Here is a 16361-nt window from a genome sequence, read left to right on the forward strand (position 1 = left end):
CCGCGTTCATTTTTCAGCGGCGTTGCGCTTCTTGGCCATCGTAGTGCGAACGGGCCGCTCTGAAGGCGTCGGCGGAGGCGATAATCCACGACCAGAGCGGCAGCATGTTGAGCAGCATCTCTTCCCCCGCGTCGGTGATGGTGTAAACCACGCGGGGCAGTTTCTCCTGATAATCGCAGCGCGATATCAGCCCGTCCCGCTCGAGATGGCGCAGCGTCCGCGTCAGCATTCTCTGCGTCACGCCCGCCAGTTGGCGGCTTATCTCGCCGTGGCGCAGCGGCCCGTGAGTGCCCAGGAGATGCAATATCCCCAGCGACCAACGGTTGCCCGCATGCGCGAGGATCTCACGCTTCAACCCTTCATCGTCGTTGCTCAGTTCTTCACAGAACGCCTGCGAAAATTGCAGCAGCGCTGCGCGATCGCTCGTCATATTCCTCTCCGGTATCACGCGTGTACCTAATTGAACCCGTTTTTGTCAGCTGTCAGGATGACGCAGTGTCAAGACAGGAGGCAAGCATGAAATCCACAAATCCATCTATCAATACCGTGCTCATACTCGGCGCCGGTGAACTGGGGTTGCCGGTACTGCGAGCGATGAGCCGGCAGGCTCGGTTATCTCCATCTTTAAAAATCAGCGTGCTGCTCCGGCCGGAGGCTGCACGCGCCGTCAGCGGCCCGCTCCGGGCGCGGCGGGATGCGCTGGCGCGGCTCGGCATCGCCGTGGTGGAAGGCGATCTGCAGCAAAACGGCGTGGAGGCGCTGAGCGCGCTATTCCGTTCCTTCGACGCGGTGATCAACTGCAGCGGCTTTGTCGGCGGGGCGGGCACGCAGATAAAGATCACCCAGGCCGTCTTGCAGGCGGGCGTGGCGCGCTATTTCCCGTGGCAGTTCGGCGTGGACTACGATGTCGTGGGTAAAGGCAGCGGGCAACAGGTGTGGGATGAACAGCTTGAGGTGCGCCACCTGCTGCGTGCGCAGAAGGCGACGGAGTGGGTGATTGTTTCCACGGGCATTTTTACCAGCTACCTGTTTGACCCCGCCTTTGGCGTGGTGGATGCGGCAAGCAAAACGGTGCGCGCGCTGGGTGACTGGCGCTACGCGGTGACGCTGACCACCCCTGAGGACATTGGCCGGCTGACGGCCGCGATTTTTTTCCATCGGCCCGCGTTTCGCAACCAGGCGGTTTATATCGCCGGCGACACGCTGACCTACCGCGAGCTTGCCGAACTTATGCAGGCGCACTGGGGCGTGGAGGTCAACAGGATCCTGTTGGACAAAGAGCGGCTGCGGGAAGATGTGCGGAACCATCCGCGTGACGTCGGCGCCAAATACCGGCTGGCTTTCGCCCGGCCCGACGGCGTGGCCTGGGATAAGGCGAAAACCTTCAATGCGCGCCAGGGCATAGCCACCACCACCGCCGAGCAGTGGCTGGCATCTCAGGGCGGTTAATCGCCTGAGCGCCGCAGTCAGAACTGGCGCTGCATCCAGCGCACGTTCAGCCGCACCAGCGCGATGATGGCGCCGGAGAGCAGCCGCAGCCCGGCGGGCATGTCGCGGCGGCGGATGTCCAGCAGCAGCACGGTGCGCACCTGCGGGCTGTCGTTCCATACCTCGTGCTCGAAGGTATCGTCCCACAGCATGAATTCCCCCTCGCGCAGCCGGTATTCGCGGCCGTCCACTTTCAGCACCGCCGCCGGCGCGCCGTCGGCGCGTTTGGGCATGTCCAGCACCAGATAGCCGCGCAGAATGCCGCGAAACGGCCCGCGATGGGGCGGCACCTGTTTGCCGGGCGCCAGGAAGGAGAGCGAGGCGGACAGCACGTCAGGCGACGAAGCGATCAGCGCCGCCAGCGTCGGGCAGCGCGCCAGGTTGTGGGGGATGGGCTGGCCATAGGCCTTCATGATGAACATGCGCCAGTCGCGCGCGTCATTGGCGGAGATCGACGCCTGCTGGCTCATGATCTCGTGAAAACGGGGAATATTGTGCAGATCGTGGGCGACGGTCAGCGCCTCTTCGCGGATCTGCCGCCATTGGGCGGTGAAACGTTCGGCGTCGGGGAACAGCGCGGCGCTGTCGAGCACCGGTTGGCCCTGAATGCGGCGATCGTAAACATTGCGCAATGCGAGCACGGACCAATCATAAATCGCGGACATCATAATGACCTCGCCTCAGGAAACGCCAAAGGGACACTGCGCGCTTCTTCGGCGCGGCGCGTGGACGGCCTGGGAAGAACGGCAGGAAAAATTGGTACGCTTCAATAGATTAGCACAGCATTTTGGCAACCGTGCGTCGGTGAGCGTGTCGATGGGCGGTGAAAAAAACCACACAATTAAAGTGTGACGCATATCGCATTTATCGGGCCGGTTGGTTAAAATATCGCAACTTGCCGCACCTGTCCGGATTTTGTTTACCATGGAACACGCTCCCGTTTCGCGCTCAACCGCCTGGTTGCGCGTGGTTATCCTTGCCGTCTCGGCCTTTATCTTCAACACCACCGAGTTTATTCCGGTCGGTCTGCTGAGTGATATCGCCGCCAGCTTCTCGATGCAAACCGAACAGGTCGGCTTGATCATTACCATTTACGCCTGGATCGTCGCCGCCGCCTCGTTGGCGTGCATGCTGCTGACCAGCAAGATTGAGCGCCGCAAGTTGCTGATCGGCGTGTTCATGCTGTTTATCGCCAGCCACGTGCTGACCGCCGTGGCCTGGAACTTCACCACGCTGGTCATTTCGCGCGCCGGCGTGGCGCTGGCGCACTCGGTGTTCTGGTCTATCACCGCCTCGCTGGCGATCCGCGTGGCGCCGCCGGGCAAGAAAGCCCAGGCGCTGAGCCTGCTGGCGGGCGGCACCGCGCTGGCGATGGTGCTCGGGCTGCCGCTCGGGCGGGTGGTCGGGCAGCTGCTCGGCTGGCGCATGACCTTTATCGGCATCGCGGTGTGCGCCACCCTGGCGCTGGTGCTGCTGTGGCGCCTGCTGCCGGTGCTGAAAAGCGAGCATTCCGGTTCGCTGGCCAGCGTGCCGCTGCTGTTCAAGCGCCCGGCGCTGGTGGCGCTTTACATGCTGACCATCATTGTGGTGACGGCGCACTTCACCGCCTACAGCTACATTGAGCCGTTTATCCAGACCGTGGCCGGGCTGTCGGAGAACTTCACCACGCTGATGCTGCTGCTGTTCGGCGCCGCCGGCATCGTCGGCAGCCTGCTGTTCAGCCGCTACAGCGAGCGGTTTCCTTCCGGCTTCTTCATCGGCGCCATCACGCTGCTGGCCTTGAGCCTGCTGCTGCTGTTGCCGGCGGCCGGCAGTGAAAGCCACCTGACGGTGCTGTGCATCTTCTGGGGGATGGCGATCATGGCGATCGGCCTGTCGATGCAGGCCAAAGTGCTGAGCCTGGCGCCGGACGCTACCGACGTGGCGATGGCGATTTTCTCCGGCCTGTACAACTTCGGCATCGGCAGCGGCGCGCTGCTGGGCAACCAGGTGAGCCTGCATCTGGGCATGGGCAACATCGGCTTCGTCGCCGCGCCGCTGGCGCTGATCGCCCTCGGCTGGTGCCTGTTGAGCGTCTACCGCAGCGAACGGCTGCAGCAGCACCACAGCCGTTAACCTGCCGATTCGGGATGCCGCTGCGGCATCCCGCGCTACATTTTCCTGCTATAAAACAGGCTGCTGCAGCGTTTTATGCTTAACTTTTTTTCATAGTCTGCTAATTAAAAATTTAACTCCGACGCCGCTTCGCTAGCATAGAAAGTCATCAAAAATGTTAATGCGAGGTTAATGGTGAGTGAATCTGTAGCGGCGTCGCCGATCCATGCGCGGGATTTGGCGGCCAGAATCGACGCCTTGCCCGCGTCGGCCGGCCTGTGGCGCTTTATCATTCTGCTGTCGCTGGGCGGCTTTTTCGAACTCTACGATCTGTTCCAGACCGGCTATATCAGCACTGGCCTTATCGCCGACGGCATTTTCCACACCGGCGCGCAGGGCGTTTTCGGCGTGTCGGATCAGGCGGCCTTTGCCTCCGCCACCTTTCTCGGTCTGTTCGTCGGCGCCAGCCTGCTGAGCCCGTACGCCGATCGCTTCGGCCGGCGCGCCACCTTTATGTTCGCCCTGATCTGGTATGGCGCCTTCTCGCTGCTGTTGGCGTTTCAACAGCAGGCGGAATGGGTGATCTTTCTGCGTTTTCTGGTGGGCGTCGGGCTCGGCATCGAGTTGGTGACCATCGATACCTACCTGACGGAGTGGGTGCCCGCGCACTTGCGCACCCGGGCTTTCGCCTTCGCGTTCTTCGTGCAGTTTCTGTCGGTGCCGGCGGTGGCGCTGATGTCCTGGTGGCTGGTGCCGCAGACGATTTGGGGGCTGAGCGGCTGGCGCTATGTGGTGATCGCCGGCGCGCTGGCTTCGCTGGTGATCTGGCTGGTGCGCAAGGGGCTGCCGGAGTCGCCGCGTTGGCTGGTGCAACAGCGGCGCTATGCGCAGGCCCGGCAGGTGATGCGGGACATGGAGCGGCGCTGTGGCGTGGCGGCCGCGGACTTCCCGTCGCGCCCGGTGGACGATGCCGAGGGAGCGCCGCTGCGCGGCCGCTTTCGCGACATCTGGGCGCCGCAATATCGCGATCGCACGCTGATGCTGGTAGTGATGAATTTCTTTCAGGCCATCGGCTTCTTCGGCTTCGGCAACTGGCTGCCGGCGCTGCTGTCGGGTAAGGGCGCTTCGGTCACCCACAGCCTGCTGTACGCTTTCTTTATCACGCTGGCCTACCCGCTGGGCTCGCTGCTGTGCAGCTTCTACGCCGACAAGATGGAGAACAAGTGGCAGATCGTGTTGTCCTGCCTGGTGACGGTGATCTTCGGCTCGCTGTTCGCACTGCAGAACAACCCGCTGTGGCTGATCCTGTGCGGTTTCTTCATCACCTGGTCCAACGCCTGGCTGACCTACAGCTACCACTCTTACCAGTCCGAGATCTTCCCGACCCATATCCGCGCCCGCGCCGTCGGTTTCTGCTACTCCTTCAGCCGGCTGTCGACGGTGTTCAGCAGTATCATCATCGGCATTATCTTGCAGTACGGCGGTTCGCTGGGGGTGATCGCGTTTATCGTCGCCAGCATGCTGATCGTGATGCTGGTGATCGGGCTGTTCGGCCCAAAAACGCGCGGTATCGATCTGGAAAACATCTGACGTTTTTGCGCCGGCGGCGACGCCGGCTTCTTCAGCAAAAAAACTCGCGATCATGCGAAAATTATTCCGTTATCACTGCCTTTACGCCTGCCGTACTGTTAACCCGTACAAAATCCAATTCGATACCGAGCGGGGAACACGTCATGAGCACCCTTACCGCGCCCGATGGCGCACGCATTTTCTATAAGGATTGGGGCCGCGGCCAGCCGATCCTGTTCTCCCACGGTTGGCCGCTGTCCGCCGACGCCTGGGACAACCAGATGCTGTTTTTCGGCCAGAGCGGATTCCGCGTGATCGCCCACGATCGCCGCGGCCACGGCCGTTCGGAGCAAACCTGGCACGGCAACGACATCAACCAATACGCTGACGATCTGGCCCTGCTGATCGAAACGCTGGATCTGCGCAATCTGATCCTGGTCGGCCATTCCACCGGCGGCGGCGAAGTGGCGCGCTACATCGGCCGTCACGGCAGCGATCGGGTGGCGAAGGTGGTGCTGGTCGGCGCCGTACCGCCGCTGATGCTGCAAACGCCGGTCAACCCTGAGGGTACGCCGATGGCGGCCTTCGACGGCATTCGCAGCGGCGTGGCGGGCAACCGCTCGCAGTTCTTCAAAGATTTGGCGGTGCCGTTCTATGGCCTCCACTGCGACGAGGTGGAGAGCAATGCGGGGCTGATCGACCACTTCTGGCTGATGGGCATGCAGGGCGGCGTGAAAGGGCAGTACGAGTGTGTGCGCGCGTTCTCCGAAGTGGATTACACCGCCGACCTGCTGGCGATCGACAAGCCGACGCTGCTGGTGCACGGCGACGCCGATCAGATCGTGCCGATCGGCGCCTCGGCGCTGAAAGCCGCTAAGCTTATGCAACAGGCGGAGCTGAATGTTTACGCCGGCGGTTCGCACGGTTTGGCGCAGATCGATCCCGATCGCTTCAACGCCGATCTGCTGGCCTTCATCCAAAATTCGCCGTTTTAAGGGGCGCGATGAACCTGACTGCTATCGCCGCCCGCTGCGCACAGCGGCTGCATGCGCCTGCGGTGCGTTGGCTGCTGCTGCTCGCCATTTGCGCCGCCTATATTCAGGGCGGGTTGGTCAAAGCGCTGAACGTCGAAGGCGCGGTCGCCGAGATGAGCCACTTCGGCCTGCAGCCGGCGGCGCTGTTCGCCGTGCTGGTGACGCTGCTCGAACTGGCGGCGTCGGCGCTGATCCTGAGCGGCTTTTATCGCTGGCTCGGCGCGCTGGCGCTGGCCGGTTTTACCCTGATGGCGACGCTGATGGCCAATCCGTTCTGGCAGTTCGACGGGGCGGAGCGCGGCCAGATGATGAACGGATTTTTTGAACACCTTGGGCTGGCCGGAGCGCTGTTGCTGGTGGCATTTAACGATTTGAAGGAGCGAACAGATGGCTGAGCAGACGGAAAACAAGGCGGCGGCGGGCGGCTTCGCGCCGCTGAAAATCCCATTATTTGCGGTGCTGTGGGGCGCGACGGTGCTCGGCAACGTCGGCAGCTTTATGCGCGACGTCGCCAGCTCGTGGTTGATCACTGACCTGTCGAGCAACCCTTCGGCAGTGGCGCTGATGCAAACCGCCGCTACGCTGCCGGTGTTCCTGCTGGCGATCCCGGCCGGGGTGCTGTCGGACATTCTCGATCGGCGGCGCTTTCTGATCTTCGTGCAAATCTTGCTGGCCTGCGTGAGCGGCAGCCTGCTGGTGCTGTCGCAGACCGGCTCGCTGACGGTGGAGTATTTGCTGGCGCTGACGTTCGTCGGCGGTATCGGCGCGGCGCTGATGGGGCCGACCTGGCAGGCGATCGTGCCGGAGCTGGTGCCGCGCGCCGAGCTGAAAAACGCCGTGGCGCTGAACTCGCTGGGCATCAACATCGCTCGCTCCATCGGCCCGGCGGCCGGGGGGCTGCTGCTGGCCAGCTTCGGCGCCGGCGCGGCCTACGGCGCGGACGTGATGAGCTATGTGCTGGTGATCGCGGCGCTGCTGTGGTGGAAGCGGCCGAAGGTTGAGGACAGCGGCCTGTCGGAACACTTCTTCGGCGCCTTCCGCGCCGGCCTGCGCTATGCCCGCTCCAGCCGCGAGTTGCACGTGGTGCTGCTGCGGGCGGCGGTATTTTTCGCCTTCTCCAGCTCGGTCTGGGCGCTGTTGCCGCTGGTGGCGCGCCGCATGCTGGGCGGCAGCGCCGGCTTTTACGGCGTTTTGCTGGGGGCGGTGGGCGCCGGGGCGATCCTCGGGGCTATTGTGCTGCCGCGCCTGCGTCAGCGGCTGAATGCCGACGGGCTGGTGTTGCTGGCGGCGGTGTTGACGGCGGCGGTGATGGCGGCCCTGTCGCTGGCGCCGCCGCAGTGGCTGGCGGTGGTGCTGCTGTTGGTGCTGGGCGCAGGCTGGATTATCGCGTTGACCACGCTCAACGGTGCGGCGCAGGGCGTGCTGCCCAACTGGGTGCGCGGCCGCGGCCTGGCCATCTACCTGATGGTGTTCAACGGCGCGATGGCGGCGGGCAGCCTGCTGTGGGGGCTGGTGGCGCAGGAGCTGGGCGTGGCCGCCACGCTGCTGGTCGGCGGCGTCGGCCTGTTGGCGGCGGGGCTGCTGTTCCACCGCCTGCGTCTGCCGACCGGTGAGGCCGATCTGCAGCCGTCGAACCATTGGCCGGAACCGTTGGTCAACACGCCGGTCGAAAACGATCGCGGCCCGGTCATGATTCAGGTGGAGTACCGCATCCGCGAACAGGATCGGCCGCAGTTCTTGCGCACGCTGCTGATGCTGGAGCGGGCGCGCCGCCGCGATGGCGCTTACGCCTGGGGTATCACCGAGCATACCGGCGATCCGGAATGCATCATGGAGTGGTTCCTGGTGGAGTCCTGGGCGGAGCATCTGCGGCAGCACCAGCGGGTGTCGCACGCCGACGCCGATCTGCAGCAGGAGGCGCTGCGCTTCCATATTGGCCCGGAGAAACCGGTGGTGCATCACTTCCTGTCATTGGACAGGCGGCAGGTGAAGCATTAACTGCACGGCCAGGCGGTGAGAAGGTGCTATGCTTTTGGTCGGTTCGGCGGCGCGGCCGCCGTAAGACGAATGTAGTCAGTACAGGGAGACACATTGATGACGGCACCTTCTGCTTTTGCCCGCGAGCTTGGGCTGCGCTATCCGATCGTTCAGGGGCCGATGAACGGCGCGTCGCCGCCGGCGTTGGCGGTGGCGGTGAGCAACGCCGGGGCGCTGGGATCGTGCGCGGCGGCGCTGTTTTCACCGGCGGTGATCCTCGAACGTGTGCAGCAGATCCGCGCGCAGACCGCCGCGCCGTTCAACATCAACCTGTTTCTGCTCAATGAGCAGCACCCGGATCTCGCCGAACTGAAGCGCGCCCAGCACCTGCTGCGGCCGTTCCGCGAAGCGCTGGGGCTGAGCGAGCCGCCGATCCCCACTCAATTCGCCGAAAACAACCGCGACCAGATCGCAGCCTTGCTGGAGGCTGCGCCGCCGGTGGTCAGCTTCACCTTCGGTGTGCTGCCGCGCGCCACGGTCACGCAGTTCAAGAAGGCCGGTTCACGGGTGATCGGCACCGCCACCACGGTGGCGGAAGCCCGCGCCTGGGAAGAGGCGGGCGCCGACTTCGTTTGCGTCTCAGGCTCGGAGGCGGGCGGCCACCGCCCGACCTTCCTCGGCGATATCGAACAATCCTGCGTCGGGCTGATGGCCCTGCTGCCGCAGGTGGTGGCGGCGGTGAAAATCCCGGTGATCGCTGCAGGCGGCATCATGAACGGGCGCGGCATCGCGGCGGCGCAATTGCTGGGCGCGCAGGCGGCGCAGCTCGGCACCGCGTTTCTGTGCAGCCCTGAGTCGGGCATCGCCGAAGCCTGGCGGGCGGCGCTGAGCAACGCCGGCGATGACAGCACGCGCCTGACGCGCGCCTTCAGCGGCCGCCCGGCGCGCGGCATCGTCAATGATTTCATGCGGCAGATGCGCGCGGAAGAGGCGCAGATCCTGCCTTATCCGGTGCAGAACGCGCTCACCGGCGATATCCGCCAGGCGGCGGCCAGGGCCGGGCGCGGGGAGTTTATGTCGCTGTGGGCCGGGCAGGGTGTCGGCCTGGCGCGGCCGATGCCGGCGGCGCAGCTGGTCGCCACCCTGGCGGCGGAGCTGGCAGCGGTGTGACCTCGTCTGCGCGATTTATTGCTGTGGCAATGTAAAAAGACGCCGGGGTGAGGCCTGATAAGAGATGAACAGTCCGGCGTTCGCGCCGGACTGTTGGTTTCTTGGCTAGACGAGAATATCGGCGGAAGCGTCGACATGCCCAACGATTTTAACCAGGAAATCAGGTGATTGATTGCCGGAGAGATTGATGGCCAGATCGGTGACATTCTGCTGCGCGTCATAATTCAGCGCCGCTTCATACAACGAGCCGCTTAAACTATCCACGAAGTGCAACTCGCTCCCTTCGGCCTTAGCCGTCTGGTTGAGCCACGACAGGTCGATTTTATCCACCGCCGTCTGGAAATCGCGGATCCAATCCGGCGCGGCGGCTTGGCTGTCGCCGGTTTCGCGGAAGACGAAGGTGTCCGCGCCTGCATCGCCCCAGAGCTGATCGGCGCCGCCGGCACCGTAAATGATGTCGTTGCCTGCACCGCCTTTTAGCGTATTGTTCAGCGCGTTGCCCACAAGAATGTCGGCGCCGCTGCCGCCGATGATATTTTCAATCTGCGCGCCGTAGGCGATGGCGATATTCGCCTTCAAGCCGCCTACATCAGAGAATGCGCCTTCGTTAATGTTGATGCGCTGATCCTGGCTGTAGCCTGAAAAATCCAGCGTGTCATTGCCGCCGGCATCCCAGATAGCCGCCACGATTTTGTCCGTGGACGCTTTAACGCTCAGAAAGTCTCTGTCCGTATTCGAGTTGAAACCATAGGTGGTATCGCCGGTGCGCGTGGTGGTATTCGCGCCGTAAAGCTTCTGTATGGCGGTAATATCATCCAGCTGCGGTCCTGATGGCCAAACGCCTTTATAGTCAGCGCTGGTGTATTGTTCGTTAAAATAGCTCATCAAAGAATATTGATGGTCGTCTTCATAATACTTCGCCGAGTTGGCGTAGGTGGGGTAGGTGGCATTTGACGCATCATAATTGCCGGGATGAGAAAGCCCCAACGCATGCCCTATTTCATGGGTAAGCGTATCCCTGGCGTAGTTATTGGTTTGCGGATTGGAGGCGTCGTAGCCGTTATTACCGCTGATCCAAATGGTGCTTTTGAGATTGCTCTGCGTACTTTCATACGAGGTGTAATTGCCCCCGCTGGCCGCCTTATAAAAACCAAACTTTATATCTGCATTTTTCGCGTCGTTGCCTTTAACCTCGGTGAACGTGATGTTGGCCACATCCGACCAGGATTGCAATGAAAGCTTGGTTTGGGCTTGCTGAGCGGCGGTAAGCTGCGCGGCGCCCGTCTTGTCGCTGCCGGTATAGACGGGGAAAGAGTAGGTCAAGGTAGCCGCATGGTCGGTCACACCTTTGCCATTGGCGGAATAATGGCTCCTCAGCAGCAGATCTGAAACCTCTTGCGTGGTATATGACGGTTTACTGCTCCCCGCGTGATCGCCTCTTTCATAACGGGTTAAATAATCGGAAATCTTATCGGTAGCTAATGACATATCAAACTCCTTTGGACGTTGACAATATTGCACCTAACGCTCTATATGCTCGTACACAGGTTTGAAAATCAGGGGTAATTAATGTGATATCATTGGCTTGCCTCCTTGGTCTGGCTTGAATATTGCGTTCAAGCGGAATATATCCTTATCATTAATCACGGTGAGGAATTAATTGTGCACTGCGATTGAGTTAAAGCAGTATAAACACAATTATTTTATTAATTAGTTATTCTTATATGAATCTTTTACATAAGATATGAGTAAAAGACTTGTTTAAATAACTCGTTGGAATTAAATCTTAATTTAATATTTCTCTGTAATCGGCGCGCGGCATTTGCGTTGCTGATTTATCTTTCTGTTTTTCCAGCTTTTTATCTGTGAAATGCGGTGAGTAGCCGCCATTGCCGTAACGCATAGAGGCGGCCGCACGCCGGCTGTCGTCATTAATCGGATACGGGATTATTGAGGGCGCCCGCGTACACCGATTAACTTGCCTGATGCTTAAAAACTGTAGGTGCCCTGCGCCAGCACGAAGTTCATATCTTTCAGCCCGGCATGGTGCTGCAGGCTGGGGCCGACGTCGAAGTAGACGTAGGCGACCTTGAACTGGAGATCGCTTCTCGGCGTCCAGGTGGTTTCGACCTGGTACTGGTTGCCGATAAAGCGCGATCCCTGTTCGCTGCCTTTCACCGGGCGCATTGGCCCGAGATAGAAGGCGTCCTCGCGGCGTTGCCGCCATAAGGCGTCCCAGCTGAAGTCGATGGCCAGGGTTTGCCACGGCGTAATGGTGACCGAAGGATGGATGGCGATCAGGTTAGCCGGCGCCACCAGCCCGTTTTCGGTCAGGTAGGGAAGCTTGGGGTACATGGCGTTGAAGGTGTTGAGCTGCCCATCGTGACCGTTTTTGTCGCCGCTGGCGATGCCAATCTTGCCGCCGAAGCGCGGCCGCCAGCGCCAGTCGCTCACCGTATAGCCGGCGTGCGCCGACGCCGACCAGGCGCGGATATCGCGCTGTTCTGCGCTGCCGAACTGCCAGGCAGCTTCATTATCCCAGTCGAACCCCCGCGCTGCGCCGAAGATGCGTGCGCCGACGGTATAGCGCCGCTCTTGCCCGCTAAGCTGCGCGTAGTGGGCGTCGTTATCCTCAAAGCCAAAGGTGTAGAGATCGAGCGAGGACGCCAGCGGCGTCAGCGGCGTGGTGCCGTACAGTCCCCACACCTTTTGGCTGTTGTCGGTATCGTCGTCGAAACTGCCGGTTTTAAGGGTGACGGGATGGCCGATAAAGGCGTCGAGGCGGTTTTTATCCTTGACCCAGCTGGCGCGGATAGCATCGAAGGAACGGCGCACGTTGGGGCCATCGCGGGTGCCCAGCAGGTGCAGCGAACCCAGCGCAATCTCCTGGCGGCCGACCCGCAGGGTGCCGAGGCCGTAGGCAGTGGGCAGTTTCATATCTACATAGCCCTGCCCGAGGTAGGCATGATCTTCGTCGGTCGGCTTGCGCCCGCGATCGCGCGGCGTGGCCAGCGACGATCCCACTTGCACATAGGCGCCGAAATAGTCGCCGTAGTCGAGGCGCGCGCCAACCAGCAAGCGCTGCATGAAAGTGTCGTCGCGTCCGCCGCTCAGATCCCGTTGATCCGTCCATTCATAGCGCTCGCGCAGTGAACCGTCGAAAGATAAGGTGGCCGCATCGCCCAACGGGATGTTTTTCCAGGGGGAAGCGGCGGGCTCCGCCGCCAGAGCGGGAAGCGTGGAGAACAGCAACAGTGCGGGTAACGTGCGTTTCATCATGAATATCCGAAGAAAAAAGCGCGCCGCAGCGCGCCTTGGGTTTATTTGGCCGTCTGGTGAATTTCGGCGATGTAGCCGCCGGGGAAACGCACCAGCGCCGAGGCGCGGCGTTCCGCCGCCGTCGAACGCCACAGCACCTGCGCGCCGCTGGCCGTCGCTTTGGCCAGCGTGGCCTGCAGATCCTCGACGCCATAACCGGTGCGCTCATGGCCGAACGGATAAGGCAGATGCCCATCGGTGACGAAAATGCGCGTTTTGCCAAAACGCGAGTCCAGTTCGATCTGGCGGATCTTGCCGTTATCGTTGCGGCCGATCGCCGCATCGCTGACCTGCTCGTCGCGCACGACTTTGCCGTGCGAGAACGTCTGATAGCTTTTCAGGAAGTCATCGACGCGGTAAGCGGAGAGATACAGGCGGTTTTCCGGCACGCTCAGCAGCGGCTTGTAGTTGGGCGCCTTGGTGTGCCAATAAAGCTGCATGTTGACGCCGCCGGGCCATTGGATCACCGCGTCGCGCCCAATCGGATCGTCGAAGGGGGCGACCAGCACATCGGCGCCGGCGGCCCTGGCCTGCCGGATAGCGGCGTCCATATCCCTGACCAGAAAACCGTTGCGTTCGACGCCGAACGGGTACGGGATCGGCGTTTTGAAATCGAACACCGAGAAGCTGCCGGCCGGCGTCAGTATCAGCTGGGAATAGGTTTCGCTCGGCGTCGGCGTGACGTTGACCAGCACGCGTTCGGTGCGGGTGCCGCCGAAGGTTTTCAGGATGCTGTCGACAAAGGCATCCATCTTGCCGCGTTCGACGTAGACATGGGTGGTGTCATATTGCGGCCCCACGGCGAGAGATGCCGTATCGGCCGCCCATGATACGGCAGGGAGCAGCAGCGCAAGGGCCGATATCCTCAGCCGACGAGAAGAAATACCGATAATGTGTTGCATGATGACCTCCAGGTAGCGGTTATTTTCCTGAGTGCAGCGTAATTTCCTATGAGCTTTCCCGTCGGCTGAAAAATAAAAGCTAAAAACGCAACGCGCGTGATGAAACGCTAAATAGGGGCGAAGTTCTGACGCCCCGGCGAATATGGCGCAGGGGCAGAACATTTATTCTTATTGGCGTAAACGGTGAGGCGCCGGGCCAGCAGGCCCGCTATCGCTAAGGGACGGCGCTGATAATGCGGCCCGCCTCGTCGCGTGTTGAAGTGAATTGAGGATAATCCATAACGGTGTTCTCCTTGATGGGATATATCGTATTAGCGCGCTGAATTTACGTTCTTCATTGCCCTCTCAATATAAATACAGCATTAAAAGAATTGCCGCCCATCAAATTTTTATATGACTTGTTGAGTAAATACGAATAAGCGGGGAAATAAAGTATAACGGCGCACGCCGTGGCCGGCGTTGAGGGGCGGCGGTGTGGATCTCGGGAGGAAAAACGGCCTGCCGAAGCAGACCGTTGCGGGGAGTTTACGCCAGATCGAAGCGATCGAGGTTCATCACTTTGTTCCAGGCGGCGACGAAGTCATGGGCGAACTTCTCTTGCCCGTCGGCGCTGCCGTAGACTTCGGCCAGCGCGCGCAGCTGCGCGTGCGAACCGAACACCAGATCGACGCGGGTACCGGTCCATTTGACCGCGCCGCTGCGGCGATCGCGGCCTTCGAACAGGCCATCCTCACCCACCGGGTGCCAGGTGGTGCCCATGTCGAGCAGGTTGACGAAGAAGTCGTTGGTCAGCGCCTGCGGGCGATGGGTGAACACGCCGTGCTGCGTGCCGCCGACGTTGGCGCCGAGCACCCGCAGCCCGCCGACCAGCACCGTCATTTCCGGCGCGGTCAGGGTCAACAGCTGAGCCTTGTCGACCAGCAGCGTTTCGGCCGGCACGCGGTATTTGCCCTTCAGGAAGTTGCGGAAACCGTCGGCGAGCGGCTCCATCGCCTCGAAGGAGTCCAAGTCGGTCTGTTCCTGCGAGGCATCCATGCGGCCTGGGGCGAACGGCACCGTCAGGGTCAAGCCGGCGTTCTTCGCCGCCTGTTCCACGCCCGCCGCGCCGGCCAGCACGATAAGATCCGCCAGCGAGACGCGCTTGCCACCGGTTTGCGCATCGTTGAAGGCGCGCTGGATGCCTTCCAGCGTGGCCAGCGTCGCGGCGAGCTGCGCAGGCTGGTTGACCGCCCAGTCCTTCTGCGGCGCCAGGCGAATGCGCGCGCCGTTGGCGCCGCCGCGTTTATCGGAACCGCGGAAGCTCGATGCGGAAGCCCAGGCGGTGGAGACCAGCGCGGACACCGGCAGGCCGGAAGCCAGCACCTTGCTTTTCAGCGCGGCGATGTCCTGCTCGTCGATCAGCGGATGATCGACCGCCGGAACCGGATCCTGCCAAATCAGCTCTTCCTGCGGCACTTCCGGGCCGAGGTAGCGCGCGCGCGGCCCCATGTCGCGGTGGGTCAGCTTGAACCAGGCGCGGGCGAAGGCGTCGGCCAGCTCTTCCGGGTGCTCATAGAAGCGGCGCGAAATCTTCTCGTAGGCCGGATCGAAGCGCAGCGACAGGTCGGTGGTCAGCATGGTCGGGCGGCGCTTCTTGTTCGGATCGAAGGCGTCGGGAATGGTTTCGCCGATGTCTTTCGCCACCCACTGGTGCGCACCGGCCGGGCTTTGGCTCAGCTCCCATTCGTATTCGAACAGGTGGCGGAAGAAGTCGTGGTTCCACTGGGTCGGGGTGGTGGTCCAGGTCACTTCCAGGCCGCTGGTGATGGCGTCTTTGCCGACGCCGGTGCCGAAGGTGCTGTGCCAGCCGAGGCCCTGCGACTCCAGCCCGGCCGCTTCCGGATCGGCGCCGACGTGAGACGCCGGGCCGGCGCCGTGGGTCTTGCCGAAGGTGTGGCCGCCGGCGATCAGCGCCACGGTTTCTTCGTCGTTCATCGCCATGCGGGCGAAGGTTTCACGGATGTCGCGCGCGGCGGCCACCGGATCGGGGTTGCCGTCCGGGCCTTCCGGGTTGACGTAGATCAGGCCCATCTGCACCGCCGCCAGCGGGTTTTCCAGATCGCGATCGCCCGAGTAGCGGCTGTTCGGCCCGCCGCTCAGTTCCAGCCAGATCTTCTCAGACCCCCAGTAGACGTCGTCCGGCTCCCAGGTGTCGGCGCGGCCGCCGGCGTAGCCGAAGGTTTTGAAGCCCATCGATTCCAGCGCCACGTTGCCGGTCAGGATAATCAGATCGGCCCAGGAGATGTTGCGGCCGTATTTCTGCTTGATTGGCCACAGCAGGCGGCGCGCCTTGTCGAGACTGACGTTGTCCGGCCAGCTGTTGAGCGGGGCGAAGCGCTGCTGGCCTTCGCCCGCGCCGCCGCGGCCGTCGCCGATGCGGTAGGTGCCGGCGCTGTGCCAGGCCATGCGGATGAACAGGCCGCCGTAGTGGCCGAAGTCCGCTGGCCACCATTCCTGCGAGTCGGTCATCAGGGCGTGCAGATCCTGTTTGACCGCGGCCAGATCGAGGCTGTTGAAGGCATCGGCGTAGTTGAAGTCTTTATCCATCGGATCGGACAGGGGGGAGTGCTGATGCAGCGGTTTCAGGCTGAGCTGATTAGGCCACCAATCCTGATTGGTGGGGCCGTTCTGCGGTGCGGGCTGCTTGCCGCCCGAAAACGGGCATTTGCTTTCAGTTGTCATAATGCGCTCTCTGCTTCCGTAAAGATGCTCCAGCCGCCGGGCGTGGAGCGGTTAACAAGGCATGCGGGTAAGGCTTGCGTCGGGTGTT

At 62.1% G+C, this 16361-nt stretch carries 13 protein-coding genes; 7 read left to right on the forward strand and 6 right to left on the reverse strand.

Annotated elements, in window-relative coordinates; translation table 11 throughout:
• Positions 1–13 precede the first annotated feature (13 nt).
• Positions 14–430, reverse strand: coding sequence for a winged helix-turn-helix transcriptional regulator (locus JL05_RS12650; protein ID WP_033632603.1), 417 nt, complete (start codon positions 428–430; stop codon positions 14–16).
• A gap of 86 nt (positions 431–516) precedes the next feature.
• Here JL05_RS12650 and JL05_RS12655 point away from each other — a divergent pair, with 86 nt between their 5' ends.
• A complete protein-coding gene (locus tag JL05_RS12655; protein ID WP_033632604.1) occupies positions 517–1449 on the forward strand; it encodes an aromatic alcohol reductase in 933 nt (310 codons plus the stop codon).
• 17 nt (positions 1450–1466) lie between these two features.
• Here the strand turns inward: JL05_RS12655 and JL05_RS12660 are convergent, their stop codons facing one another.
• Positions 1467–2153 (reverse strand): aspartyl/asparaginyl beta-hydroxylase domain-containing protein, encoded by a 687-nt coding sequence (locus JL05_RS12660; protein ID WP_033633625.1) that lies wholly within the window; start codon positions 2151–2153, stop codon positions 1467–1469.
• A gap of 259 nt (positions 2154–2412) precedes the next feature.
• On the opposite strand from JL05_RS12660, the gene JL05_RS12665 reads away from it, so the two are divergent.
• The 6 genes from JL05_RS12665 to JL05_RS12690 all read left to right on the forward strand — a co-directional run bounded on the left by JL05_RS12665 (position 2413) and on the right by JL05_RS12690 (position 9332).
• Complete coding sequence (locus tag JL05_RS12665; protein WP_033632605.1) at positions 2413–3603, forward strand: sugar transporter; 1191 nt, start codon at positions 2413–2415, stop codon at positions 3601–3603.
• 171 nt (positions 3604–3774) lie between these two features.
• On the forward strand, positions 3775–5172 hold the full coding sequence (locus JL05_RS12670) for an MFS transporter (RefSeq protein WP_004928618.1): 1398 nt from the start codon (positions 3775–3777) through the stop codon (positions 5170–5172).
• 143 nt (positions 5173–5315) lie between these two features.
• Positions 5316–6146, forward strand: coding sequence for an alpha/beta fold hydrolase (locus JL05_RS12675; protein WP_033632606.1), 831 nt, complete (start codon positions 5316–5318; stop codon positions 6144–6146).
• A gap of 8 nt (positions 6147–6154) precedes the next feature.
• Positions 6155–6580 carry a DoxX family protein gene (locus JL05_RS12680; RefSeq protein WP_033632607.1) on the forward strand — a complete coding sequence of 142 codons (426 nt, stop codon included), beginning with the start codon at positions 6155–6157 and terminating at the stop codon, positions 6578–6580.
• Positions 6573–8183 carry an MFS transporter gene (locus JL05_RS12685; protein ID WP_033632608.1) on the forward strand — a complete coding sequence of 537 codons (1611 nt, stop codon included), beginning with the start codon at positions 6573–6575 and terminating at the stop codon, positions 8181–8183. Before JL05_RS12680 ends, JL05_RS12685 begins: the two co-directional genes overlap by 8 nt.
• Positions 8184–8279: 96 nt before the next feature.
• Positions 8280–9332: an NAD(P)H-dependent flavin oxidoreductase gene (locus JL05_RS12690; RefSeq protein WP_033632609.1), complete on the forward strand. Its 1053-nt coding sequence runs from the start codon at positions 8280–8282 to the stop codon at positions 9330–9332.
• A 105-nt stretch (positions 9333–9437) separates the two neighbouring features.
• On the opposite strand, the gene JL05_RS12695 is transcribed toward JL05_RS12690, so the two are convergent.
• The 4 genes from JL05_RS12695 to katG all read right to left on the reverse strand — a co-directional run bounded on the left by JL05_RS12695 (position 9438) and on the right by katG (position 16273).
• A complete protein-coding gene (locus JL05_RS12695; protein ID WP_033632610.1) occupies positions 9438–10820 on the reverse strand; it encodes a serralysin family metalloprotease in 1383 nt (460 codons plus the stop codon).
• Between the two features lie 501 nt (positions 10821–11321).
• Complete coding sequence (locus JL05_RS12700) at positions 11322–12611, reverse strand: alginate export family protein (RefSeq protein WP_033632611.1); 1290 nt, start codon at positions 12609–12611, stop codon at positions 11322–11324.
• A gap of 41 nt (positions 12612–12652) precedes the next feature.
• The gene (locus JL05_RS12705) at positions 12653–13552 is read right to left on the reverse strand and encodes a VOC family protein (RefSeq protein WP_015378455.1); all 900 of its coding nucleotides are present in this window, start codon (positions 13550–13552) and stop codon (positions 12653–12655) included.
• Positions 13553–14077: 525 nt separating this feature from the next.
• On the reverse strand, positions 14078–16273 hold the full coding sequence (gene katG, locus JL05_RS12710; protein WP_033632612.1) for a catalase/peroxidase HPI: 2196 nt from the start codon (positions 16271–16273) through the stop codon (positions 14078–14080).
• Positions 16274–16361 lie beyond the last annotated feature (88 nt).

Origin of the sequence: Serratia nematodiphila DZ0503SBS1, from assembly GCF_000738675.1 — a bacterium.
GTDB classification, from domain to species: Bacteria; Pseudomonadota; Gammaproteobacteria; order Enterobacterales; family Enterobacteriaceae; genus Serratia; species Serratia nematodiphila.

Bases quoted from the DNA above. Each gene is read 5' to 3' on its own strand.
- JL05_RS12650 (WP_033632603.1), bottom strand. From the start codon at position 430: ATGACGAGCGATCGCGCAGCGCTGCTGCAATTTTCGCAGGCGTTCTGT.
- JL05_RS12655 (WP_033632604.1), top strand. From the start codon at position 517: ATGAAATCCACAAATCCATCTATCAATACCGTGCTCATACTCGGCGCC.
- JL05_RS12660 (WP_033633625.1), bottom strand. From the start codon at position 2,153: ATGTCCGCGATTTATGATTGGTCCGTGCTCGCATTGCGCAATGTTTAC.
- JL05_RS12665 (WP_033632605.1), top strand. From the start codon at position 2,413: ATGGAACACGCTCCCGTTTCGCGCTCAACCGCCTGGTTGCGCGTGGTT.
- JL05_RS12670 (WP_004928618.1), top strand. From the start codon at position 3,775: ATGGTGAGTGAATCTGTAGCGGCGTCGCCGATCCATGCGCGGGATTTG.
- JL05_RS12675 (WP_033632606.1), top strand. From the start codon at position 5,316: ATGAGCACCCTTACCGCGCCCGATGGCGCACGCATTTTCTATAAGGAT.
- JL05_RS12680 (WP_033632607.1), top strand. From the start codon at position 6,155: ATGAACCTGACTGCTATCGCCGCCCGCTGCGCACAGCGGCTGCATGCG.
- JL05_RS12685 (WP_033632608.1), top strand. From the start codon at position 6,573: ATGGCTGAGCAGACGGAAAACAAGGCGGCGGCGGGCGGCTTCGCGCCG.
- JL05_RS12690 (WP_033632609.1), top strand. From the start codon at position 8,280: ATGACGGCACCTTCTGCTTTTGCCCGCGAGCTTGGGCTGCGCTATCCG.
- JL05_RS12695 (WP_033632610.1), bottom strand. From the start codon at position 10,820: ATGTCATTAGCTACCGATAAGATTTCCGATTATTTAACCCGTTATGAA.
- JL05_RS12700 (WP_033632611.1), bottom strand. From the start codon at position 12,611: ATGATGAAACGCACGTTACCCGCACTGTTGCTGTTCTCCACGCTTCCC.
- JL05_RS12705 (WP_015378455.1), bottom strand. From the start codon at position 13,552: ATGCAACACATTATCGGTATTTCTTCTCGTCGGCTGAGGATATCGGCC.
- katG (WP_033632612.1), bottom strand. From the start codon at position 16,273: ATGACAACTGAAAGCAAATGCCCGTTTTCGGGCGGCAAGCAGCCCGCA.